General features: G+C 65.7%; 19 protein-coding genes, 2 tRNA genes and 1 pseudogene. 15 read left to right on the top strand and 7 right to left on the bottom strand.

The window, feature by feature from the left end:
• Positions 1–2 precede the first annotated feature (2 nt).
• Both speD and INQ42_RS07625 read right to left on the bottom strand, forming a co-directional pair.
• Positions 3–779 (bottom strand): adenosylmethionine decarboxylase, encoded by a 777-nt coding sequence (gene speD / locus INQ42_RS07620; RefSeq protein ID WP_043959274.1) that lies wholly within the window; start codon positions 777–779, stop codon positions 3–5.
• Positions 779–1,987 carry an amino acid aminotransferase gene (locus INQ42_RS07625; RefSeq protein ID WP_194033751.1) on the bottom strand — a complete coding sequence of 403 codons (1,209 nt, stop codon included), beginning with the start codon at positions 1,985–1,987 and terminating at the stop codon, positions 779–781. Before INQ42_RS07625 ends, speD begins: the two co-directional genes overlap by 1 nt.
• 282 nt (positions 1,988–2,269) lie before the next feature.
• Between INQ42_RS07625 and INQ42_RS07630 the strand changes: the two genes are divergently transcribed.
• Entirely contained in the window at positions 2,270–3,130 is an 861-nt protein-coding gene (locus tag INQ42_RS07630) for an EamA family transporter (RefSeq protein ID WP_194033752.1), read from the top strand.
• Between the two features lie 19 nt (positions 3,131–3,149).
• Here the strand turns inward: INQ42_RS07630 and INQ42_RS13025 are convergent, their stop codons facing one another.
• Entirely contained in the window at positions 3,150–3,314 is a 165-nt protein-coding gene (locus tag INQ42_RS13025; RefSeq protein ID WP_282435690.1) for a DUF72 domain-containing protein, read from the bottom strand.
• 187 nt (positions 3,315–3,501) lie between these two features.
• Positions 3,502–4,026 (bottom strand): annotated as a pseudogene (locus INQ42_RS13030) (DUF72 domain-containing protein); the annotation flags it as partial.
• Between the two features lie 77 nt (positions 4,027–4,103).
• Between INQ42_RS13030 and INQ42_RS07640 the strand changes: the two are divergent.
• Both INQ42_RS07640 and arsC read left to right on the top strand, forming a co-directional pair.
• A tRNA-Val gene (locus tag INQ42_RS07640) sits at positions 4,104–4,178 on the top strand.
• Between the two features lie 157 nt (positions 4,179–4,335).
• Positions 4,336–4,686, top strand: a complete 351-nt coding sequence (gene arsC / locus INQ42_RS07645; protein WP_194033753.1) for an arsenate reductase (glutaredoxin) — start codon at positions 4,336–4,338, stop codon at positions 4,684–4,686.
• A gap of 6 nt (positions 4,687–4,692) precedes the next feature.
• Here the strand turns inward: arsC and INQ42_RS07650 are convergent, their stop codons facing one another.
• From INQ42_RS07650 to INQ42_RS07660, 3 genes are all read right to left on the bottom strand, one after another.
• The gene (locus INQ42_RS07650; RefSeq protein ID WP_194033754.1) at positions 4,693–6,318 is read right to left on the bottom strand and encodes an FMN-binding glutamate synthase family protein; all 1,626 of its coding nucleotides are present in this window, start codon (positions 6,316–6,318) and stop codon (positions 4,693–4,695) included.
• Between the two features lie 84 nt (positions 6,319–6,402).
• Positions 6,403–7,653, bottom strand: coding sequence for a lytic murein transglycosylase (locus INQ42_RS07655; RefSeq protein WP_194033755.1), 1,251 nt, complete (start codon positions 7,651–7,653; stop codon positions 6,403–6,405).
• Positions 7,654–7,749: 96 nt separating this feature from the next.
• Positions 7,750–7,836: transfer RNA gene (locus INQ42_RS07660), tRNA-Leu, on the bottom strand.
• 227 nt (positions 7,837–8,063) lie between these two features.
• On the opposite strand from INQ42_RS07660, the gene INQ42_RS07665 reads away from it, so the two are divergent.
• From INQ42_RS07665 to INQ42_RS07720, 12 genes are all read left to right on the top strand, one after another.
• Complete coding sequence (locus INQ42_RS07665; protein WP_194033756.1) at positions 8,064–8,558, top strand: DUF305 domain-containing protein; 495 nt, start codon at positions 8,064–8,066, stop codon at positions 8,556–8,558.
• Positions 8,559–8,600: 42 nt separating this feature from the next.
• Positions 8,601–8,993, top strand: coding sequence for a CopL family metal-binding regulatory protein (locus tag INQ42_RS13100; RefSeq protein WP_194033757.1), 393 nt, complete (start codon positions 8,601–8,603; stop codon positions 8,991–8,993).
• A 133-nt stretch (positions 8,994–9,126) separates the two neighbouring features.
• A complete protein-coding gene (locus tag INQ42_RS07675; protein WP_194033758.1) occupies positions 9,127–10,941 on the top strand; it encodes a copper resistance system multicopper oxidase in 1,815 nt (604 codons plus the stop codon).
• Positions 10,938–11,894, top strand: coding sequence for a copper resistance protein B (locus INQ42_RS07680; protein WP_194033759.1), 957 nt, complete (start codon positions 10,938–10,940; stop codon positions 11,892–11,894). The genes INQ42_RS07675 and INQ42_RS07680 overlap by 4 nt, the downstream gene beginning before the upstream one ends.
• A 35-nt stretch (positions 11,895–11,929) precedes the next feature.
• Positions 11,930–12,565 (top strand): c-type cytochrome, encoded by a 636-nt coding sequence (locus INQ42_RS07685; protein WP_407070758.1) that lies wholly within the window; start codon positions 11,930–11,932, stop codon positions 12,563–12,565.
• Between the two features lie 16 nt (positions 12,566–12,581).
• The gene (locus tag INQ42_RS07690) at positions 12,582–13,112 is read left to right on the top strand and encodes a YybH family protein (protein ID WP_194033761.1); all 531 of its coding nucleotides are present in this window, start codon (positions 12,582–12,584) and stop codon (positions 13,110–13,112) included.
• Positions 13,113–13,120: 8 nt separating this feature from the next.
• The gene (locus INQ42_RS07695) at positions 13,121–13,666 is read left to right on the top strand and encodes a DUF411 domain-containing protein (protein WP_194033762.1); all 546 of its coding nucleotides are present in this window, start codon (positions 13,121–13,123) and stop codon (positions 13,664–13,666) included.
• Between the two features lie 115 nt (positions 13,667–13,781).
• Complete coding sequence (locus tag INQ42_RS07700; protein ID WP_248285399.1) at positions 13,782–16,037, top strand: heavy metal translocating P-type ATPase; 2,256 nt, start codon at positions 13,782–13,784, stop codon at positions 16,035–16,037.
• Positions 16,038–16,109: 72 nt separating this feature from the next.
• Positions 16,110–16,499 carry a hypothetical protein gene (locus INQ42_RS07705; RefSeq protein ID WP_194033764.1) on the top strand — a complete coding sequence of 130 codons (390 nt, stop codon included), beginning with the start codon at positions 16,110–16,112 and terminating at the stop codon, positions 16,497–16,499.
• Between the two features lie 276 nt (positions 16,500–16,775).
• Entirely contained in the window at positions 16,776–17,990 is a 1,215-nt protein-coding gene (locus tag INQ42_RS07710; protein WP_194033765.1) for a TolC family protein, read from the top strand.
• A complete protein-coding gene (locus INQ42_RS07715) occupies positions 17,987–19,390 on the top strand; it encodes an efflux RND transporter periplasmic adaptor subunit (RefSeq protein WP_194033766.1) in 1,404 nt (467 codons plus the stop codon). The genes INQ42_RS07710 and INQ42_RS07715 overlap by 4 nt, the downstream gene beginning before the upstream one ends.
• A gap of 1 nt (position 19,391) precedes the next feature.
• A complete protein-coding gene (locus INQ42_RS07720; protein ID WP_343224907.1) occupies positions 19,392–22,529 on the top strand; it encodes an efflux RND transporter permease subunit in 3,138 nt (1,045 codons plus the stop codon).
• Positions 22,530–22,534: the final 5 nt, after the last annotated feature.

A 22,534-nucleotide genomic window follows, 5' to 3' on the forward strand; every position in this document is an offset into this window, starting at 1 on the left:
ACCTAGTCGACCGGTGAGCTCTGGTAGAGCTCGATGATCTCCTTGCGCAGCAGGTGCTCGATGCGCATGCGCTCACGGAACGACAGCTGCTGGGCCATCTCGCTGAAAAGGTAGTCGTCCAGATTGAAGTTCTTCAGGTGCATCTTGGTGTGGAAGATATTCTCCTGGTAGACGTTGACGTCGCGGCACTCGTACTTGTCCAGCAGACGCTTGTGGATCGATTCCTGGATCGAGTTGATCTTGTGGTCGATGAAGTGCTTCTTGCCTTTGGCGTTGCGGGTGAATCCGCGCACCCGGTAGTCGCAGATCACCACATCCGAGTCGAACTGCTTGATCAGGTAGTCCAGCGCCTCAAGCGGCGAGGTCAGGCCGCAGGTGGCCACGTCGATGTCCACCCGGAACGTCGCGATGCCGTTGTCGGGGTGCATCTCCGGATAGGTGTGGACGGTGATGTGGCTCTTGTCCATGTGCCCCACCGTGCTGCCTCGCGCAGGCGGCGGCACGGCAGCGGGGCGGTCCGACATCAGGATCGTCACCGACGCGCCCTGCGGGTCGTAGTCCTGGCGCGCGACGTCGAGCACGGTGCCACCGATGATCTCGGCCACCTTGAGCAGGATTTCGGTCAACCGGTCGGAGTCGTACTCCTCGTCGATGTACTCGATGTAGCGCTGGCGCTGGGTCTCCGACACCGCGTAGGAGATGTCGTAGATGTTGAAGCTCAGCGACTTGGTGAGGTGGTTGAACCCGTCGAGCTTGAGTTGTCCGCGTGGCTTGCCCATCAGCTTTCCCCTGGGTCGTCCATCACCTGGGCGAAAGCATCGGCGACCCGGTCAACGTTCTCATCGCGCAGGCCGGCGACGCAGATGCGCCCGGAGCCGACCGCATAGATGCCGTGGTCGGCGCGCAGACGCTCGACCTGGGCCGGATTGAGGCCGGTGTAGCTGAACATGCCGCGCTGGGTCAGCAGGTAGTCGACATCCAGCGACGGGACGCGCGACTTCATACCCGCATGCAGCCGCTCGCGCATCTGCAACATGCGGGTGCGCATCTCCTCGACCTCGCTCTTCCAGTCCTTGCGCAGCGCTGCGTCGGTCAGCACGCTGGTGACGATTCGGCCACCAAACGTCGGCGGACTGGAGTAGTTGGCCCGGATGGACATCTCCATCTGGCTCAGCACGCGGCGCGCCACGTCGGCGTCATCGCACACCGCCACCAGCGCGCCGACCCGCTCGCCGTACAGCGAGAAGGTCTTGGAGAATGAGACGCTCAGCAGCAACGAAACCCCGGCATCGACCATCGCGTGCACGGCGTAGGCGTCGGCATCGATGCCTTCAGCAAATCCCTGGTAGGCCATGTCGAGGAAGGGCAGCAGGCCGCGCTCGGCGACCACCTTGACCACCGCATCCCACTGCGCGCGGGTCAGGTCCGCGCCGGTCGGGTTGTGGCAGGCCGGATGCAGGATGACGATGCTGCGCGCCGGCATCTGCTGCAGGTCGGCCAACATGCCGTCGAAATCCACACCGTTGGTCGCGGCGTCGAAATAGCGATAGCTGCCAACCTTGAACCCGCCGGTCTCGAAGATGGCCTGGTGGTTCGGCCAGGACGGCGCGCTGATGAAGACTTCCGAGTCGGGAAAGTGGCGCTTGAGCATGTCGCAACCGACCTTCAACGCACCCGAGCCACCCAACGACTGGATGGCCACCGCGCGCCCGGCCACTTTTTCGTAGCGCTCACTGCCCAGAACCAGCTCGGTCACCGCGTCGCGATAGGTCTTTGATCCCGCAATCGGGAGGTACGGGGTCGCGCCCTGGTCGGCCGCGATCTGCGGGCGAACCGCCGCCACCGAGCGCAGCGTGGGAATCGCACCGTTCGCGTCCTGGTAGGCGCCAATGCCGAGGTTGACCTTGTCTGCGCGCGTCTCGGCCAGGTACGCCTGCTGCAGCGAAAGGATCGGGTCGCCCGCGTAAAGCGGCAAATGGCTGAACATGTCCAGCTCCTGTGGAGGAAGGGGGTTTGACGGCCGCAGCGCGGCACGTGGGATGCTTGGCGAGATCGGGCGCAGACGCGCGTCGACTCGAGCGACTATTGTCGCGCAGGTTGGCGCGAATAGCAGCCGGCGCGCGACGCGCGGACCGCACGCCCGGCCGGAAGACACGGGGGTCAGAACCCCCAGCGCCGCCTGTGCGTGCGGATGCTGGCGGAAATGGCGGCTGGAACCGACAATGTCGCCGATGAAATTCCCTGTCTCCTGCTCCGACCGGACGCACGCATGCACCTGATCGGCCTCAGCGTCCTGTGCAGCGTCCTCGTCTCGGTACTGCTGAAAATCGCTCCGCGCAAGCGCCTGGATGTCGCCCAGATGGTGACCTGGAACTACCTGGTCGCCGCGGTGCTGTGCGCGCTGCTGCTGCGCCCGGACCTGGGCAGCCTGCGCAGCGCCGGTGGCCACTGGTGGGTGTTGCTGGGACTGGGCGTTTTGCTGCCGTCGCTGTTCCTGGTGCTTGCCAGCGCTGTGCGCCAGGCCGGCATCGTGCGGACCGACGTCGCCCAGCGCCTTTCCTTCCTGCTCTCGCTGGTTGCCGCATTCACCGTGTTCGGGGAGACGGCCAGCGTCGTCAAATTGGTCGGTCTTGCGCTGGGGCTGGTCGCCGTGGCCGGCATCCTTGCCCGCCCCGTGTCAGCCGGCAACGGGCGGATGGTGTGGATGCCGCTGCTCACGGTCTGGGTGGGGTTCGCCTGCGTGGACGTGCTGCTGAAACTTGTCGCCCAGTCGGGCACGCCGTCGATGGCCTCGCTGCAGGTCGCCTTCGTGCTGGCGTTCGTGCTCATGGCCGGCTGGCAGGTCATCCGCCATGCGCGTGGAACCGCGCGGTTGGACAGGTCCAGCTTCGCCGCCGGACTGCTGCTGGGACTGCTCAACTTCGGCAACATCGTCTTCTACGTGCGCGCGCACCAGGCGTTGCCCGAAAGCCCGGCGGTGGTGTTCGCGGCGATGAACATCGGCGTGGTGGTGCTGGGAACGCTGGTCGGCGTCGCGGTGTTCCGGGAGCCGACCAGCCGCTGGAACCGCCTGGCGATCGCGCTGGCGATCGTCGCCATCGCCCTGATCGCCTACGCCCCGCGGGGGTGACTGGCCGATCCGGTTGATCTCAGCCGCGCCCGACAAGCTCTTGCAGCCTTGCCGCGTCCTCCATCGCGTGGCCGCCAGCAGTGTTGTCAAAAATGCACCACGCCGGCGCTGTCGCCGTGCCGCGCTGCAGAAGCTGCGGCGCCAGTTGCTCGAGCACCGGGTCTTCGTAGCGGCTGTAATACATCCGCGGCGAGCCGTGCAGGCGCCAGTAGCGCCAGCGCGCGGACCTTGGACCGGCGGGCGACTCCGCTCCCGCCACGCGTGCCGGGTCTGCGGCCACGCGGGTGAGCGAAAAGCCCTCCCCACAGGTCCGTGGCCTCGGCGTCAAACCAGCTCGGGTGGCGTGGCTCGCACGCAATGGGCACCTCTACGCGTTGTCGCATCAAGCCGAAGAATGCCTCCGCCACTCGCATGTCGAGGACAAGGCTCGGCGGCAGCTGCACGAGGAACCCGCCGAGCTTCGCGCCCAGGCCGGCGACCTGATCCAGAAACTCACCCAGCAGCGTGTCGACTTCGACCAACCGCGCCTCGTGGGTGATCTGCCGCGGCAGCTTCACTGAAAACCGGAACCCCAATGGCACCGTGTCCGCCCAGCGGGACCAGGTCTTCGCCTGATGTGGCCGGTAGAACGAGGAGTTGATCTCGACCACGTCGAAGCGGGTCGCGTAGCGCTCAAGATGACTGTCCCCGGCACCGAACAGGTGCGCCGCACGCGTTGGGATCGACCAGCCCGCGCAGCCGATGCGGACGGACGAGGCGGGCTTGGGCGCAGGGGCATCACTCATCGGCCACTCCGGTCTGGGTGGCCCATGGTCGGCGGGTTGGCTGCAAGAGCGTGTCATGGTCGCACCTGCCCGCTCAGGCATGCGGCAACCGCGACGAAGCGCGGCCTGCATCCCCCCGGCGCAACACAACGGTTGCGCGGATTCAGGGCTCCCGTATAATCGGCCGGATGATCCGGACAACGGATTTCGGGCGGTTAGCTCAGCGGTAGAGCATTGCCTTCACACGGCAAGGGTCGCAGGTTCGATCCCTGCACCGCCCACCAGATTGTGTACAGAGGCCACCCTGCGGGGTGGCCTTTTTTGTGCCCGATCCTCCGCTGGCGTCGGGTGTTGGGGGCAAGGACGGATTGAACGTAAGGCGATGTCAGCGCAACGACTGCGACGCTAGGATGATTCTCCGATCATCTCAACGGATCCGTCATGAAAAACACCCGCCTCTACCACAACCCGCGCTGCTCAAAGTCGCGCGGCACCCTCGAGCTGTTGCAGGAAAAAGGCATCCAGCCCGAGGTCATCCTGTATCTGGACAACCCGCCCGATGCCGGCGAGTTGCGCTCGCTGCTGGAGATGCTCGACATGCCGCCGCGCGCGTTGCTGCGCACCGGCGAGATCGAGTACGCCGAACTTGGCCTGGCGGATCCGGGCAAGTCCGATGACGAGATCATCGAGGCGATGACGACCCACCCGCGCCTGATCGAGCGCCCGATCTTCGTCCACAAGGGGCGCGCCGTGATTGGCCGGCCGCCGGAGAACGTGCTGCAGATCCTCTGACCGCGCTCAGCGCGCCTTGCTTTCGCGCATCGACATCACTTGCTGCGGCGCGTCGAAAGAGTCGCTGCGCGCGCTCGCCCAGTAGGACTGGAACACGGCATGGTCGGGGATGCCGGACAGCAATTGGCCGGGCTCGAGGAAGTTGTACAGCGCCGCCAACGATCGCACCTCGGTGGGCGAAACCCGCCGCAGGATGTGTTCGGGCCCGACCTCCCTGGGATCGCTCAGGCCGGCCGCGCACAGCAGGTCACGCAGCGCATTGAGCGTGTTGCGGTGGAATCCCTGCACGCGGATCGATTTGTCGGTCACGTCCAGGCCCTTCCAGCGCGCCGGATCCTGGGTCGCCACGCCGGTCGGGCAGCGATCGGTGTGGCAGCTCTGGGCCTGGATGCAGCCCACCGCGAACATGAAACCGCGCCCCGAGTTGCACCAGTCGGCGCCCATCGCCAGCGTGCGCACGATGTCGAACGCACTGATGATCCGTCCCGCCCCACCCAGGCGGATGTCGTCGCGCAGGTTCAGCCCGACCAGGGTGTTGTGAACCAGCATCAGGGCCTCATGCATGGGCACGCCGACGTGGTTCATGAACTCCGCCGGCGCCGCGCCGGTGCCGCCCTCCGCGCCGTCCACGACGATGAAGTCGGGCAGCAACCCGGTCTCGTGCATCGCCTTGGCGATCGCGAACCACTCCCAGGGATGGCCGATGGCGAGCTTGAATCCGGTCGGCTTGCCGCCAGACAACTCGCGCAGCCTCGCCACGAACTGCAGCAGTTCCACCGGGGTCGAGAACGCGCTGTGGCGCGCGGGTGACACGCACTCAACCCCCGCCTCGACACCGCGGGTGACCGCGATCTCCGGACTGACCTTCGCTGCCGGCAGCACCCCGCCGTGGCCGGGCTTGGCGCCTTGCGACAGCTTGATCTCGATCATCTTGACCTGCGACTCGGTCGCGTTGGCAGCAAAGCGCTCGGCATTGAACGTGCCATCCGGATTGCGGCAGCCGAAGTAGCCCGACCCGATTTCCCAGACCAGGTCGCCGCCGTGCTCGCGGTGATAGGGCGAGATCGAACCCTCGCCGGTGTCGTGGTAGAAGCCGCCCATCATCGCGCCCTTGTTGAGGGCGCGGATGGCATTGGCCGACAGCGAGCCGAAACTCATCGCCGAGATGTTGAATACGCTGGCCAGGTACGGTTGCGCGGTATTGGGACCGATCAGCACGCGGAAGTTCGGATCGCCATGGGGCACGGGCGCCATCGAGTGGTTGATCCACTCGTAGTCGTTGGCGTAGACGTCCTGCATGGTGCCAAACGGGCGGGTGTCGTTGACCGATTTGGCACGCTGGTAGACCAGCGCGCGCTGCAGGCGCGAGAACGGCACCTCGGCGGTATCGGCCTGAATGAAGTACTGGCGCATCTCCGGACCGATGGATTCCAGCCCGTAGCGGAAGTGCGCGATCACCGGATAGTTCTGCCGCAACGCGCTGGTCCGCTGCAGCACGTCGGCCGTACCCAATGCAGCGATGCAGCCAAACACCAGCGCCGCCCAGCCCCATCCCGGTGCCACCAGCACGGCGAGCAGGCCGGTCAGCACGGTCAGCAGGATGCTCAGGAAATACGGCAGGTAACGCAGCATGCGGGAGGTCCGGTCAGGTCGGATGGGTTCAGCTCAGGCCACGAGGATAACCGCCCACGGTGGAGACCCGGTTGAGGCCGGCGCTTAACCGGACGCGCCGGCCGCAGCGCCGTCCTTCTCCCGCAGCGCGCGCAGGATCGCCTGCCCCGCGCGTCCGTCGGCGTTGATGCCCAGGCGCTCCTGCTCGAGCTTGATCGCCGCGCGACTGGCGCTGCCGATCATGCCGTCGACCTCGCCGATATCGTGGCCGCGTTGCAGCAGCAAGGCCTGCAACTCGCGGCGCTCGCGGCGCGACAGCCCCGGATCATCGGTCGGCCATGCGGTGACCAGTCCGCCCTGCCCGCGCAGGCGCTCACTCAGCAGCGCGATCGCGAACGCGTAGCTCTCCGCCGCGTTGTAGGAGTAGATCGCGTCGAAGTTCTTGAACACCAGGAACGCCGGCCCCGACTTGCCCGCCGGCAACATGAGCGCCGTCGCCTTGTCCGATGCGATCAACGGCGCTCCATCCACGCGGGTGACGCCACGCCCGGTCCAGAACGAGAGCGGCTTGCGCGAGGTGCGCCCGGCAACCGACGCGTCAAAATTGGCCGGCAACCGCACCTCGTGGCCCCAGGGCTCACCGGTGCGCCAGCCCGAGCGCTTCAGGTAGTTGGCCGTGGAAGCCAGCGCATCGGGAACGCTGCCGACCAGGTCGCGTCGGCCGTCGCCGTCAAAGTCCACCGCGATGCGCCGGTAGGTGGACGGCATGAACTGGGTGTGGCCGAAGGCCCCTGCCCAGGAGCCGACCAATTTGTCCGCCGCCACGTCGCCGGCCTGGACGATCTGCAGCGTCGCGATCAGCTCGCCACGGAAGAACGGCTGCCGGCGGCCCATGCACGAGAGCGTAGTCAGCGACGTCAGCAATGGCCGCTTGCCAAAGGTCTTGCCGAAGTTGCTTTCCACGCCCCACACCGCCACCACGGTCGCCGGGTCCACGCCGTACTGGCTCTCGACCCGTTTCAGCGTGGCGGCGTGCTCGCTCAGCATCGCCTGCCCGTCCTGGACGCGCTCCGCATCGACCAGACCCGCCAGATAGTCCCAGATCGGCGTCTTGAACTCGGGCTGGCTGTCCAGCAGCGGCAGCACCGACACGTCCGGGGTCACGGTACCAACGTGCTGGTCGAATACCGCAGCGCTTATGCCGGCCCCGAGCGCCTGCGTGCGCACCCCGGCGATGCAGCGATCGAAAGCAGCGCTGTCATAGGACTCATTGGCAGGCGATGCAGACGCCTGCAGCGGAAGAGCGAGCGCGCCGAGCGCAGCCAGCACACAGGAAACAGACCGGGAACGGGACATGGGCAGCATCGCGAGAGTCGGGGGATGGCGCCCATGTTCGCATCGTCCAGCTGCCTCGGTACCGGCATCGGTTCAGCAAACGAAACCCGCGCGACCTGGTGCCCGGACCGGGAATCGAACCCGGATAGCCTTGCGGCTGACGGATTTTAAGTCCGTTGCGTCTACCAGTTCCGCCATCCGGGCTGAGGAGGCGCGCTGCAGCAACGTCATTGTACGGACGCGGCCCGGCTCCGAGAAAATTTCGGCCGCTCATGCGGTGGTTTGCCGACTTCGCGCCACCGGCGTTTCACGGGATGCGAACCGGTTGGGGCGAGACACTGTCATTGATACGGGCGTCCCAAACTGCCGCTCACGACCCGCGGTTGACACGCGCCAGCACCAAACCCGCCCACACCCGGAGGGAATCATCCATGTCCAAATACGTCAAGTTCGGCGCCATGATCGCCACGTCCACGGTGGTGATGTTCATCCTGATGTACCTCAACACCTACGCGACCGACCACATCTTCTTCAGCGAGACCCGCCTTTACATGGCGATCGTCATGGGCGCATCCATGGCCATCGTGATGCTGCTCTTCATGCTCAAGATGTATGAGAGCGCCGCAACCAACGTCGCCATTCTGGTCGGCAGCGTGGCCGTTTTCGCGCTTGCCTTGTGGCTGGTCCGCAGCCAGGAGACAGTGGACGACGTCTCCTACATGCGGGCGATGATTCCGCATCACTCGATCGCCATCCTCACCAGCGGCCGCGCCCACATCCGCGATCCGCGTGTGCGCGAACTTGCCGACGGCATCATCGAGGCGCAGGTCCGCGAGATCGGCGAGATGAAGACGCTCATCAAGGAGCTGGAGGCCAATCCGGTGCCCAAGGATGCGCCGGACCTGACGCCGGTGCGGCCTGAATAGCTGCGGCGCGGGCGTCATTTCTTTGCTTTAAAGTAGGCAGCGATGCCAATCCCACACCTGCTACTGCGTGTCCTGCTTTGCCTGGCGCTGGTCCTCAATGGATCGGGTCTCGCCGTGGCTGCCACGCAGATGCATGTGCAGCACGTCGGCATGGCCGATGCGGTGTCCGCCACGGATGACCACGAGGACTGCGCTGGTCACGCGCAGCGGGCAGTGCCTGACCTTGCCGCCGCATCATGCGACAGCCATTCCCCGGCAGCGGATTGCTGTGAGGGCTCGTCGTGTGACACCGCCTGCCCGGCTGGGATGCTGTGGACCGTGACAGTGCCGGCGCAGGCCTGGATGCTCCCGCCGCAGGTGCTGGTCGACCACCAAACGATCTCCGATCACGCGGCGCCCGTTCTGCAGGGTCGATACCGACCTCCGATCGGTTGAGTCCGGTCCGCCCGCGCAGGGCGGCCGTTGCGATTTGCCAGCCAATGGGCGCGCTTTCTGCGTCGTGGCGGCAAGTGTTGAGCGACTCCGCCTTCGCGCGGACGACGACTTATCCGATTTCACGGAGTAATGCATGTCTACCGATTTTTCCGGCCGCGCGCCAGCGGCGCCCTCCCGACGGCGCTTTGTCACCGGTCTGGCCGCTGGCGGGCTCGCCGCGGGCATGGGACTCTGGCGCTTGCCGGCACTCGCCGCCACGGGCCAGACACCGGCGCTGAAGACCCTGAGCGGCACCGATTTCGACCTTTCCATCGGCGGTTCGATGGTCAACTTCACCGGCAGCACGCGGCCGGCGATCACCGTCAACGGCTCGCTGCCGGCCCCGCTTCTGCGCTGGCGCGAAGGCGATACGGTCACGGTGCGCGTCGCCAACCGCCTCCGCAACGCGCACTCCTCGATCCATTGGCACGGCATCCTGCTCCCAGCCAACATGGACGGGGTTCCGGGAATGAGCTTCGACGGCATTGCGCCGGGCGAGACCTACACCTACCGGTTCCAGCTACAGCAGTCCGGCACGTACTGGTACCACAGCCACTCGATGTTCCAGGAGCAGGCCGGACTGTACGGTCCGATCATCGTTGAGCCGCGTGCTCCGGCGCCCTACCACTACGACCGCGAGCATGTGGTGCTGCTTTCGGACTGGACCGACATGGATCCCACCGCGCTGTTCCGGCGCATGAAGAAGGACTCCAGCTTCGACAACTATTACCAGCGCACCGTCGGCGACTTCGTCCGCGACGTGCGCGAAGATGGCCTGTCGGCGACGCTTCAGGATCGCAAGATGTGGGGACAGATGCGGATGACACCATCCGACATCTCCGACATCAACGGCCACACCTACACGTTCCTGATGAATGGCACCGCGCCGTCGGGCAACTGGACCGGCCTGTTCAAGCCGGGCGAGAAAGTGCTGTTGCGCTTCATCAACGGCTCGGCGATGACCTATTTCGACGTGCGTGTTCCCGGCCTGAAGATGACCGTGGTCGCCGCCGACGGGCAGTACATCCACCCGGTGTCGGTCGACGAGTTCCGTATTGCCGTGGCTGAAACGTTCGACGTTCTGGTCGAGCCGGCCGGCGCGGACGCGTTTGCGATCTTCGCCCAGGACATGGGCCGTACCGGATACGCACGCGGCACCCTGGCCGTGCGCCAGGGCCTGCAACCACCGGTCCCGCCGCTGGACCCCCGCCCGCTTCTGACCATGGACGACATGGGGCATGGCGGGATGGATCACGGCAGCATGGATCACGGCAGTGGCAGCGCGAGTGGAGGTGCGAGCCCGGCTGATGGCGGACACGCTGGCATGGACCATTCCGGCCACGACATGAGCGCAATGGCCGGCATGGATCACTCGGCCGACGGCATGCAGCAACACCCTGCCAGCGAGACCGGCAACCCACTGGTCGACATGCAGGCGATGTCGCTGGCGCCGAAACTGGACGATCCGGGCATGGGCCTGCGCGACAACGGCCGCACGGTGCTCACGTATGCCGCCATGAAGAGCCTGTTCGAGGATCCCGACGGCCGCGAACCCGGCCGCGAAGTGGAACTGCACCTGACCGGGCACATGGAGAAATTCGCCTGGTCGTTTGACGGCCTCAAGTTCGCCGATGTCGAACCGCTGCGGCTCAACTACGGCGAGCGTCTGCGCATCGTGCTGGTCAACGACACGATGATGGGCCACCCAATCCACCTCCACGGCATGTGGAGCGATCTGGAGGACGAGAACGGCGACTTCCACCTGCGCAAGCACACGATCGACATCCCCCCCGGCACCAAGCGCAGCTACCGCGTCCGCGCCGACGCACTGGGCCGCTGGGCCTACCACTGCCACCTGCTGTACCACATGGAAGCCGGGATGATGCGCGAAGTGAGGGTCGAGGAATGAGCCGCGTGAATGTTCCCGCCACCGCGTTGGCACTCGCGCTGGGTCTGGCACTGCATGGCACCGCCGTAGCCCAAGACCATCAGGGCCACGCGGCGGCGACGCCTGCCCCTGTCACTCAAGACCACGCCCATCACCCTGCCCCGCCAGCGAGCAAACCCGCGAAAAAGGCGACCGGGAAAACGGCGCCAACGGGTGATGATCACTCGGCCATGGGACATGGGGCGCCAGCGGCGAGCAGCGAGCCGATCACGCCGATTCCTGCCGTCACCGACGCCGATCGCGCGGCCGCGTTCCCGGCCCTGCACCGGCCCATGCAACATGCCCCGGAGATCAACAGCTACGTGGTTTTCAATCGTCTGGAAGCCTGGGATGCGAAGCCCGGTTCCGGCCAGGCGTGGGAGGGTCAGGCGTGGGTTGGCAGCGACCTCAATCGACTCTGGCTGCGCACCGAGGGCGAGCGGATCGGCGGCAAGACGGAGGCGGCGGATCTGGAGGTTTTCTACGGTCGCAGCGTGTCGACCTGGTGGGACGTGCTGGCCGGCATCAAGCACGATTTCAATCCGGGCGATTCGCAGACCTGGGCCGCCTTCGGGGTGCAGGGTCTGGCGCCGATGAAATTCGACGTGTCGGCCACCGCCTACATCGGCGAATCCGGCCAGACCGCGGCGAACGTGGAGGCCGAATACGAGTTGCTGCTCACCAACCGGTTGATCCTGCAGCCGCTGGTCGAAATCACCGCCTTCGGCAAGGACGATCCGCAGCGCGGAATCGGTTCCGGACTGAGCTCGGTGGAGGCCGGCGTCCGCGTGCGTTACGAGATCGACCGCAGGTTCGCGCCGTATGTCGGCGTCGTCCACGAACGCATGTTCGGCAACACCGCCGACTTGCGCCGCGCCGATGGCGAGGACACCCGTGATACCCGCCTGGTGGCGGGTGTGCGTATCTGGTTCTAGGGAGAGTCACCATGACATCAAGGACACGCAAGGCCGTGTTGACCGGATCGATTCTCGCGGCCGTCGCAATCATTGCCGGTGGAGCGATCTGGTCGGGGGCGTACAACGTCGCTGCCGACGACCCCCATTCGCGCCCCGTCTACTCCCTGCTGGAACTTGCCAGGGATCGCTCGATCCAGACACGCGCCGGGAAACTCCAGGTGCCCGTCGGCCTGGGCAGTGACGACCAGATCCGGCAGGGCGCAGGCAACTACGATGCGATGTGCGCTGCCTGCCATCTGGCACCCGGCGTGTCCCAGACCGAACTCAGCCGCGGGCTCTACCCCGCACCGCCGGACCTCACGGAGGCTACGGTCGACCAAGCCGCGGCGTTCTGGGTGATCAAGCACGGGATCAAGGCATCGGGCATGCCCGCCTGGGGCTTGAGCATGGATGACGAGTACATATGGAACATGGCGGCATTCCTGCAAAAGCTGCCTGATCTCGATGCAACCGGGTATCGCGCGCTGGTAGACAGCAGTGACGGCCATTCGCACGGTGGTGGGGAAACCATGGACGACCACCACGATGTGGTTCATCCCACGCCAGCGCCGGTCGAGGTCCCTGCCTCGGAACCGGTCGACCCCGCCACTCCTCCCGATGACCACTCGAATCACGATCATCAGCACTGACCAACCGGAGACAAGCATGAAAACGAAAACAGCTTCCGCCTCGGCTATCGCGTTGCTGATGGCGATAGCCGCACCCGCGTTCGCCCAGCCCACCCCGCCTTCAAGCTCCCACGACTCCCACCACGCACAAGTCGCCCCATCCAGTACGCCCGACATTCCCGACGCGGCAACCAGCGCGGTCAAGCAGGTCGATGATTTCAGCAAGGCGCTGGCAGCGGCCGACTTCGATCGGGTGAAGAGCCTGTTGGCACCGGATGCCATCATCCTGGAGTCCGGCGGTGTTGAACGCAGCCGTGAGGAGTACCTGGACCACCATGCAAAGTCGGATGCCGCATTCCTGGGCGGTGCCAACGTAAACGTGTTGTCCCGAACGGCGCGGGTCGATGGCAACCTGGCCTGGGTCGCTACCGAAAGTGAGATTCATACGTCCAGGGACAACAAGCCCGTCACGTTGCTCAGCACCGAAACCATGATCCTCAACGATCGCTCAGGTGATTGGCAGATCGTCCATATCCACTGGTCGTCACGACCGAAGAAGGCCGAGTGAGGCATCCTATGAACTACAAAAAATCCCTGCTGATCATGCTGGTCGTGGCATCGGCTTATACGCTCACCGCCTGCGCGGGAGCGCCGGATGGCAACGACACGCCGTCGACATTCGCGTCTTCCGGCCCACAAGCGGCATCCGTGGAGGCGGCACCTGCGCCGGCGCAGTCGACGCTGCCCATGATGATCGTCAACAAGAGTCCCAGTTGCGGCTGCTGCGTATTCTGGGTGGGGCACATGGAGCGCGCGGGCTTCGAGGTCCAGACCAACGATACCGATGACATGGGCCCGATCAAGGAGCGCGTTGGCGTCCCCTACGGCAAAGGCTCGTGCCACACCGCGGAAGTTGGCGGCTACTTCATCGAGGGCCATGTACCCGCCGCTGACATCAAGCGCCTGCTCGCCGAGCGTCCCGATGCCAGGGGCCTGGTTGTGCCCGGCATGCCGGCCGGCTCGCCGGGCATGGAGCTCCCCGACGGACGCGTGCAGCCCTATGTCGTCGAGCTCGTCGCCAACGACGGCACCACTTCGGAGTTTGCCCGTCACGGCGACTGACAGGTAGCTCCGTACCCCTTCAACCCATCGTGTTTCCCGGGAGGGACCCATGAACACCAATCATCACGACACGGACTCCGCTGAAGGAACCACCGTGACCGATCCGGTTTGTGGCATGCAGGTCGACCCCGACAAGACCGACCACCACGCCGAGCATGAAGGCACAACCCACCACTTCTGCTCGGCGAGCTGCCGGGAGCGCTTCGTCGCGGATCCGGCACGATATCTGGACCCGCAAGCCGAAGACGCCGCCCCGCCGGCTCCGGAAGGGGCGATCTACACCTGCCCCATGCATCCCCAGATCCGTCAGGAAGGACCCGGCACGTGCCCGATCTGCGGCATGGCGCTGGAACCGGAAATGCCGGGCCTGGACGATGAGGAAAATCCGGAGCTGCGTGATTTCAGCCGGCGCTTCTGGTGGACCCTGCCGCTTTCGGTGATCGTGATGCTGCTGGCGATGTTTGGCCACCGCTTCCCCGCCCTGCCGGTGGAGACGCGTACCTGGATCGAATTCGCGCTGACCCTGCCGGTGGTGCTGTGGGCGGGCGCGCCTTTCTTCGTGCGCGGCGTGCAGTCGGTCCGCAACCGCAGTCCCAACATGTGGACGCTGATCAGCATGGGCGTCGGCGCCGCGTTCGGCTACAGCGTCGTTGCCACGCTTGCCCCAGACCTGTTCCCGGAATCGTTCCATGAGCACGGCCGGGTCGGGGTCTATTTCGAAGCGGCTGCGATGATCATCTCGCTGACCCTGCTCGGCCAGATGCTCGAGCTGCGCGCCCGGTCAAAGACCTCCTCGGCGCTGAAGGCACTGCTGGGTCTGGCGCCCAAGACCGCGCGCCGGCTGAACGATGACGGCACGGAAGAGGATGTCGAGCTCAGCCACGTCCACGTCGGCGATCGCCTGCGGGTCCGTCCGGGCGAGAAGGTGCCGGTGGACGGCGAAGTGATCGAAGGCAGCTCCAACGTCGACGAGTCGATGCTCACCGGCGAGCCCATCCCGATCGAGAAGAGCCCCGGTTCCAACGTCATCGGCGCCACGCTCAACGGCAGCGGCGCCCTGGTGATCCGCGCGGAAAAAGTGGGCTCGGCCACGGTCCTTTCGCAGATCGTGCAATTGGTCTCGCAGGCGCAACGCTCGCGGGCGCCGATGCAGCGCATGGCCGACAAGGTGTCCTTCTGGTTCGTGCTGGCAGTCATTGCAGTGGCCGTTGCCACCTTCATTGTCTGGGGGCTTTTCGGTCCCGAACCGTCGTGGACCTTTGCGATCGTCAACTCGATTTCGGTATTGATCATCGCCTGTCCCTGCGCACTCGGGCTGGCCACGCCCATGTCGATCATGGTGGCCACCGGCCGCGCGGCTGGCGAAGGCGTGCTGTTCCGCGATGCCGAAGCCATCGAGAACCTGCGCAAGATCGACGTCCTGATCGTCGACAAGACCGGGACCCTGACCGAGGGGCGTCCGGCGTTCCACTCCACACTGGCCGCTGAAGGTTTCACCCAGGACGACGTGCTGCGTCTCGCCGCCAGTCTCGACCAGGGCAGCGAACACCCCTTGGCGGATGCCATCGTCGCCGAGGCGCGGCGGCGCGACATGACGCTGGAAACACCGGAGGACTTCGAGTCCTCTACCGGTATCGGCGTAAGAGGCAAGGTCGGTGGCGCCACCCTGGCGATCGGCAACACCGCGCTGATGGACGAGGTCGGCGTGAATGCGTCGGTGCTCGCGACCCAGGCGGAGGAATTGCGCCGGGAAGGTGCCAGCGTCATGTACCTGGCGGTCGACGGTGTCCTGGCCGGCCTGTTGGCGGTTTCCGACCCGATCAAGGCGACCACCGCCGATGCCATCAAATCGCTGCACGAGGCGGGCCTGAAGATCGTGATGGCCACCGGTGATGGCGTCACCACGGCCAAGGCGGTGGCGGAAACCCTGGGGATCGACGAGGTCCATGGCGAGGTCCGCCCGCAGGACAAAATCGAGCTCGTGCAGAAACTCCAGGCCGAAGGCCGCAAGGTCGCGATGGCCGGTGACGGCATCAACGATGCTCCTGCCCTGGCCGGCGCCGATGTCGGCATCGCGATGGGCACCGGAACCGACGTGGCGATGTCGAGCGCGCAGGTCACTCTTGTGAAAGGCGACCTGCGCGGCATCACGCGGGCACTGGCGATCTCCAACGACACCGTTGCCAACATGAAGCAGAACCTGGGCTTTGCGTTCCTCTACAACGCGATGGGCGTGCCGATCGCGGCGGGCGTGCTGTACCCGTTCACTGGACTGCTGCTGAGTCCGATGATCGCCGCGCTGGCGATGAGCCTGAGCTCGGTATCGGTCGTTGCCAACGCGCTGCGGCTTGGCACCAAACGCAAGGAGTGAGCTGCGCGGCGCATCCTGGAGTGACCTGAATCAAGGCACCACAATCTTGATGCGCTTACTGTTGGACAGTCCATGAAACCATCCAGTCACCGCCGCCTGTTCCGCCGCATCACGATCCTCACGATCGTGGCGCTGCTGTGGTCGCAGTTCGCGGTGGCGGGTCATCCCGCCGCGTCGATGGCGTTCGCGGGGTTGGATGCCGGCATCAGCGCGGGATTGCAGCACGGTTGCCAGCATCCGATCTCGCCCGACGACCCGGTCTGCGACGCCCACTGCACCCAGGGCGATCAAAGTCGGGATGCGAGCCGCATTCCGCCGGTTCCGGCGTCACTTCCGGCCCCGGTCTTCTCGTTGGCATGGGTTGTCACACCGGTAGACAGCACGGTCATTTACCGGGCCGCGCCCCCCGCGGTGGGATGGCATCGACCGACCCTGCACCCTGCCAGCATCCTGTTGATCTGATTGCCGACCGAGGTTCGTCGGGCGCTCCGCTGCGCCTGACTTCACTTCCGTCGGCGCATCCGTGTTTGCACGGCATGTCGCCTCCGCAGCAATACTGCCTTTGGTTGATGGCAGTACGGGTAAGGCAGAGACATGACTTGTTCATATCCAAAAAGGCACTGCGCCTATCCATGGGCGTTTGCACGACCGGAACCCGCTCGGGTACCAAGGACGCCTTGCACACAGTGCCGTTTCGTTCGGGCGGTGGTGTTGGCTCTCGCACTGGCGCTGGCATTGATGAGCCAGTCCCGCGCGTTCGCAGCGGAGCTGGATCCAGGGGCCGATGTCGCCTCGATCCGTAACTGGCTGGTAGAAAACAATCCGCAATTGCGGGCGCTCCAGACCGAGGCCGAAGCTGCCGACGCGATGGTCTTTCCTGCAGGCGCCTTGCCCGACCCGATGGCAACGGTGAAATGGCAGGGTATCGATCCGGACCACCCGAACGTGCTTCCGGCGAACGTGGGAGCCACGGACTACATGCTGCAGCAGAAATTCCCGCTCTGGGGCAAGCGGGAGCTGGCACGCGAGGTTGCCCGCGAACAGGCCCGCGCGAGCACCTACGAGCACGACGCGGTAGCGCTGGACCTGCTGGCAAACGCCGAAGATGCGTACGTACGCTATTGGCACGCTCGCGAGGCCATCGCCGTCATCGACCGATTGATCGGACTGCTGGAACAGGTGGAGGAAATCGCCGGCGTCCGCTACGCCCTGGGCATGGCCGCCCAGCAGGATTCCATCCGCGCCCAGGTGGAACGCACCTCCATGCAACGGCAGCGCATCGAACGCCAGGCACTTCGGCGGGTGGCTGTCTCCGCGTTGAACACACTGCTTGGCCGCCGCGCGGACGCCCCACTGGCCGAGCCTGAGGCACCTCCCGCGCTGGCCGTCGGGCAGAGCCTGTTTGAGGCTACCCGCCAGCGGATTGCCGCCGGCAACCACCCTGCCCTGCAAGCCAGCGCCGCATTGGCCACGGCCGCCAATCGCCGCGCCGAGCTGGAACGGCGCAACCGATTTCCCGACGTCACCCTCGGAGTAGGCGCCATGCAGGTGGGTCATCGCGTGGACAGCTACTCGTTGATGCTGGAAGTGGAGATCCCGTTCCAGCAACGCGCCCGGCGAGGCCGGGAACGCGCATCGCGCTTGCTGGAAGAGGCCGCATTGACACGCACCGATGCCGCGCGCGACGAGTTGGAGGGTCGCCTGGGAAGCGTCTGGGGCCGTTGGCAGGGGGCCCGCGAGCAGCGCGAGCTGATTGAACAAACTCTGTTGCCGCAATCGGAGGCGAACTTCCAATCTGCGCTGGCCAGTTATCAGGTCGGCGAGGTCGATTTCGCGACCCTGCTGGAAGCCTTGCGCGAGTGGCAAGGCGCCGACCTGCTTCGGGTGGATGCCACCCGCGATGAACTTCTGGCCGCCGCCGCCGTGCGCGCCATCAGCGGAGACACACAATGAAAGCTTCCCATTGGTTCATCGGCCTTGCCGTGGTTGTAGTTGCGCTGGCTGCCGGCTGGTGGGGTGGCCGCTACTTCCAACCGCAAAGCCCGTCGCAGGACGCCGCCAATGGTGCGGAGCAGCCGCGCAAAATCCTCTATTACCGTAACCCGATGGGCCTGCCCGACACGTCGCCTGTGCCCAAGAAGGATTCGATGGGCATGGACTACCTGCCCGTCTATGAGGGCGGCGAAGCGCCCGCCGCGCCGGGAACCGTGGTGCTGTCGCCGGAGAAGATCCAGAAGCTGGGCGTTCGTACCGAAGCGGTTCGCCTGCACGCCCTGTCACCTGGCGTGCGCGCCAGTGCCACCGTGCAGGTGGATGAAACCCGTCAGTACGTGATCGCGCCGAAATTCGAGGGTTGGGTGGAGCAGCTGTACGCCAACCAGACCGGCATGACGGTGCGACGCGGGCAGCCTCTGCTGTCGGTCTACAGCCCTGAACTGCTGGCAGCACAGAACGAATACCGGGTCGCGGACGACGCCGCACGCAAGCTTGCCGCCGGCGATAGTGCCAGCGCGGCGACAATGATCCGCCTGCGCGATGGCGCCCGGCAGCGCCTGAAAAACTGGGGCATCAGCGACCCGCATTTGGCGACGGGGCGTGGCAAAGCCGGCAGTCTGGTGATCCACGCGCCCGCCAACGCGGTGCTGGTGGAAAAGCCGATCGTGCAAGGGGACCGGTTTGCCGCCGGCGACACCATCCTGCGGCTGGCGGACCTGTCGACGGTGTGGTTGATCGCCGACGTGCCTGCGACCAGTACCGGGCTCGTGTCGGTCGGGCAGCAGGCACACTTCACGTCGTCGTCGATGCCGGGCCGGAGCTTCGAAGGTCGGGTCGGTTTCATCCAGCCCATCATCGACGCTTCCACCCGCACCCTGGCGGTCCGGGTGGAGTTGCCCAACCCCGACGGCATCCTGCGCCCCGGCCTGTTCGGCGATGTCACCCTGAGCCGTGAGAACGCCAACGAGGCGCTCACGGTTGCGCGCTCCGCGGTCCTGGACAGCGGTGTGCGGCAACTCGTGCTGGTGCAGGTCGCAGAGGGTCGATTCGAACCGCGGACGGTGGTTCTGGGCGAGCGCGCCGGCGATCGGGTCGAGGTGCTCGAAGGACTGCGTGACGGGGAACGCGTGGTGGTCTCAGCCAACTTCCTGATCGATGCCGAGAGCAACCTGCAATCCGCGCTGCAGGCCATGACCGACTCGCCGGACACCACCCCACCCGGCGATCACGATCACGCGACGCCACCGGCGGCCGAACCGGACCACAGCGGTCACCCGGGAATGACGAAGTCCGATCCGATGCCCGAACCCACAACGGATCCGCACTCTTCCCACGACTCGCACGGGACGGAGCACTGACATGCTGGCGCGTCTGATCGAATGGTCCGTCCGCAATGTCTTCCTGGTTCTGGTGATGGCGATCGCCGTGACCGCGGGCGGCATCTACGCCCTCCTCAATACCCCGCTGGACGCACAGCCTGACCTGTCCGATGTCCAGGTCATCGTATTCGCCGACGTGCCCGGCCAGGCCCCGCAAGTGGTTGAGGACCAGGTGACCTTTCCGTTGTCGACGGCAATGCTGGCGGTACCGCGCTCGAAGGTGGTCCGTGGCATCTCGATGTTCGGCGCCTCCTACGTCTACGTGATTTTCGAGGACGGCACCGACATCTACTGGGCCCGGGCCCGTGTGCTGGAATATCTCAACAGCGCATCCAAGCAGATGCCCGCCGGGGTGACTCCGACGCTCGGGCCGGATGCCACCGGCGTGGGCTGGGTCTACCAGTACGTGCTGGAAGGCAAACAGAAGTCGCTCGACGAACTGCGCGCGATCCAGGACTGGTACGTCCGCTACCAGTTGACCAACTCGCCCGGCGTGGCCGAGGTCGCCAGTGTCGGTGGCTTCGTCCGCGAGTACTCGATCACCGTGGACCCCGGCAAGCTGCGCCAGTACGGCGTGCCGCTGTCGCGGATCTCCGAGGTGGTTGCCCAGAGCAACCGCGATGTGGGCGGCCGGGTCATCGAGATGACCGAAACCGAGTACATGATCCGCGGGCGTGGCTACCTGCGCGGAATCGACGACATCGAGAACCTGGTGATCAAGAGCGACGCCGGCACGCCGGTGCTGATCGCCGATCTCGCGCGGGTCGAACTGGTTCCCGCGGAGCGGCGCGGCATCGCCGAGCTCAATGGCGAAGGCGAAGTGGTCGCCGGCATCGCCATTGCCCGCTATGGCGAAAACGCGCTCGCCGTCATCGAGGGTCTGAAGGAGAAGATGGCCGAGATCCAGACCGGTTTGCCGGACGGAGTCAACCTGAAGGCCGTGTACGACCGCTCCGACCTCATCCAGCAAGCCATCGCCACGTTGCGCACCACGCTGATCGAGGAAAGCATCATCGTGGCGCTGGTCTGCATCCTGTTCCTGTTCCACGTGCGCAGTGCGATGGTCGCCATTGTGATGCTGCCGGTCGGCGTGTTGATCGCCTTCATCGCGATGCGCGCACTGGGCATGAACTCCAACATCATGAGCCTGGGCGGCATTGCCATTGCGATCGGGGCCATGGTGGACGCGGCCATCGTGATGATCGAGAACGCGCACAAGCACATAGAACACAGTGATGGCAGCCGCTCGCATCGGCAACTGATCATCGACGCCTGTCGAGAAGTCGGACCCGCGCTGTTCTTCAGCCTGCTGATCATCACTGTCGCGTTCCTGCCGGTATTCGCCCTGGAGGACCAGGAGGGACGCCTGTTCAAGCCGCTGGCATTCACCAAGACCTTCGTCATGGCCGCAGGCGCTCTGCTCTCGGTCACGCTGGTGCCGGTGCTGATGCTGCTGTTCGTGCGCGGCAGGATCATGCCCGAGAAGAAGAACCCGGTGAACCGATTCCTGATCGGGGCATATCGCCCGGTCATCGGGATCGTACTGCGGCACAAGACCGCCACGCTCGCGGTCGCGGCGCTGACCCTGGTGCTGACCCTGTGGCCGGCGTCCCGACTCGGCAGCGAGTTCATGCCGACCCTCAACGAAGGCACCCTGCTCTACATGCCCACGTCCCTGCCCGGGATGTCGGTGACCAAGGCCGCCGAGCTGTTGCAGCAGCAGGACCGCATCATCAAGACCTTCCCGGAGGTGGAGTCGGTGTTCGGCAAAGCCGGGCGTGCAATGACCGCCACCGATCCGGCGCCACTGGAGATGTTCGAAACCGTCATCAACCTGAAACCGGAGGATGCGTGGCGCGACGGTATGACGGTCGATGCGCTGATCGCCGAAATGGACCAGGCGCTGCAGTTCCCGGGCGTTGCCAACTCCTGGACCATGCCGATCAAGGCACGTACCGACATGCTGTCCACCGGCATCCGCACGCCGATCGGGGTCAAGCTGTTCGGCACCGACCTGGCCGAGATGGAACGGATCGCCCAGCAGATCGAGGCGGCCGTACGCACGGTGCCGGGCACCACCAGCGCGTATGCCGAGCGGCTGACCGGCGGTTACTACCTGGACATCCAACCCGACGCGCGGCAACTGGCACGCTACGGACTGACCGTGGGCGACGTGCAGGACGTGATCTCGGCGGCACTGGGTGGCGAGCTGGTGACCACCACGATCGAGGGGCGCGAACGCTTCGGCGTCATCGTGCGCTATCCGCGTGAACTGCGTGACGACCCGCAGACGATCGCACGCGAGGTGCTGGTCGCCACACCCGACGGCGCACAGATCCCGTTGGGTGAGCTGGCGACGTTGTCGATCAGCAACGGCGCGACGGCAATCCGCACCGAGAACTCGTTGCTGTCGGCCTACGTCTACGTCGACACCCGCGACAGCGACCTGGGCGAGTACGTGCGCCTGGCGCAAGCCGCGGTCGCCGATGCGGTCGACTTCCCCCCGGGCTATTACGCCACCTGGAGCGGCCAGTACGAGTACATGCAACGCGCCGCCGCGAAGATGAAGATCGTCGTGCCGCTGACCCTGGTACTGATCTTCCTGCTGCTGTACCTGAACTTCCGCCGCGTGACCGAATCGCTGATCGTGATGCTCTCGGTACCGTTCGCCTTGGTCGGCGGCGTCTGGCTGATGTGGGCGCTGGACTACAACCTCAGCGTCGCGGTGGCGGTGGGCTTCATTGCCCTTGCCGGCGTGGCCGCCGAGACCGGCGTGATCATGCTGATCTATCTCGACCAGGCACTGGAGAGGATTGCGAAAACGCGGCGCGCCGAGGGCCGGCCGGTGAGCCTGGACGACCTGCAGGACGCGATCGTTTCCGGCGCGGTGGATCGTGTGCGGCCGAAGATGATGACCGTCGTCGCCATCACCGCCGGACTGCTGCCGATCATGTGGAGCACGGGCGCCGGTTCGGAGGTGACCCGGCGTATCGCTGCGCCGATGGTCGGGGGCATGGCGTCCTCGACGGTGCTCACCCTGGTGGTGATTCCGGTGATCTATGCGCTGGTCAAGCGTCGTCAGCTCGGACGGATCAGTGCACCCGGGCCCGTCTCATGAGGCGC

It is taken from the genome of Lysobacter avium, from assembly GCF_015209745.1.
Lineage (GTDB): Bacteria > Pseudomonadota > Gammaproteobacteria > Xanthomonadales > Xanthomonadaceae > Novilysobacter > Novilysobacter avium.

Excerpts from the sequence above, each read along its gene's own strand:
- INQ42_RS07700 (WP_248285399.1), top strand. The coding sequence starts at position 13,782 with ATGCAGGTCGACCCCGACAAGACCGACCACCACGCCGAGCATGAAGGC.
- INQ42_RS07665 (WP_194033756.1), top strand. The coding sequence starts at position 8,064 with ATGTCCAAATACGTCAAGTTCGGCGCCATGATCGCCACGTCCACGGTG.
- INQ42_RS07630 (WP_194033752.1), top strand. The coding sequence starts at position 2,270 with ATGCACCTGATCGGCCTCAGCGTCCTGTGCAGCGTCCTCGTCTCGGTA.
- INQ42_RS07705 (WP_194033764.1), top strand. The coding sequence starts at position 16,110 with ATGAAACCATCCAGTCACCGCCGCCTGTTCCGCCGCATCACGATCCTC.
- INQ42_RS07695 (WP_194033762.1), top strand. The coding sequence starts at position 13,121 with ATGAACTACAAAAAATCCCTGCTGATCATGCTGGTCGTGGCATCGGCT.
- INQ42_RS13100 (WP_194033757.1), top strand. The coding sequence starts at position 8,601 with ATGCCAATCCCACACCTGCTACTGCGTGTCCTGCTTTGCCTGGCGCTG.
- INQ42_RS07675 (WP_194033758.1), top strand. The coding sequence starts at position 9,127 with ATGTCTACCGATTTTTCCGGCCGCGCGCCAGCGGCGCCCTCCCGACGG.
- INQ42_RS07655 (WP_194033755.1), bottom strand. The coding sequence starts at position 7,653 with ATGTCCCGTTCCCGGTCTGTTTCCTGTGTGCTGGCTGCGCTCGGCGCG.
- INQ42_RS07650 (WP_194033754.1), bottom strand. The coding sequence starts at position 6,318 with ATGCTGCGTTACCTGCCGTATTTCCTGAGCATCCTGCTGACCGTGCTG.
- INQ42_RS07680 (WP_194033759.1), top strand. The coding sequence starts at position 10,938 with ATGAGCCGCGTGAATGTTCCCGCCACCGCGTTGGCACTCGCGCTGGGT.
- INQ42_RS07690 (WP_194033761.1), top strand. The coding sequence starts at position 12,582 with ATGAAAACGAAAACAGCTTCCGCCTCGGCTATCGCGTTGCTGATGGCG.
- INQ42_RS13025 (WP_282435690.1), bottom strand. The coding sequence starts at position 3,314 with ATGTATTACAGCCGCTACGAAGACCCGGTGCTCGAGCAACTGGCGCCG.
- INQ42_RS07710 (WP_194033765.1), top strand. The coding sequence starts at position 16,776 with ATGAGCCAGTCCCGCGCGTTCGCAGCGGAGCTGGATCCAGGGGCCGAT.
- INQ42_RS07715 (WP_194033766.1), top strand. The coding sequence starts at position 17,987 with ATGAAAGCTTCCCATTGGTTCATCGGCCTTGCCGTGGTTGTAGTTGCG.
- INQ42_RS07720 (WP_343224907.1), top strand. The coding sequence starts at position 19,392 with ATGCTGGCGCGTCTGATCGAATGGTCCGTCCGCAATGTCTTCCTGGTT.
- speD (WP_043959274.1), bottom strand. The coding sequence starts at position 779 with ATGGGCAAGCCACGCGGACAACTCAAGCTCGACGGGTTCAACCACCTC.
- INQ42_RS07625 (WP_194033751.1), bottom strand. The coding sequence starts at position 1,987 with ATGTTCAGCCATTTGCCGCTTTACGCGGGCGACCCGATCCTTTCGCTG.
- arsC (WP_194033753.1), top strand. The coding sequence starts at position 4,336 with ATGAAAAACACCCGCCTCTACCACAACCCGCGCTGCTCAAAGTCGCGC.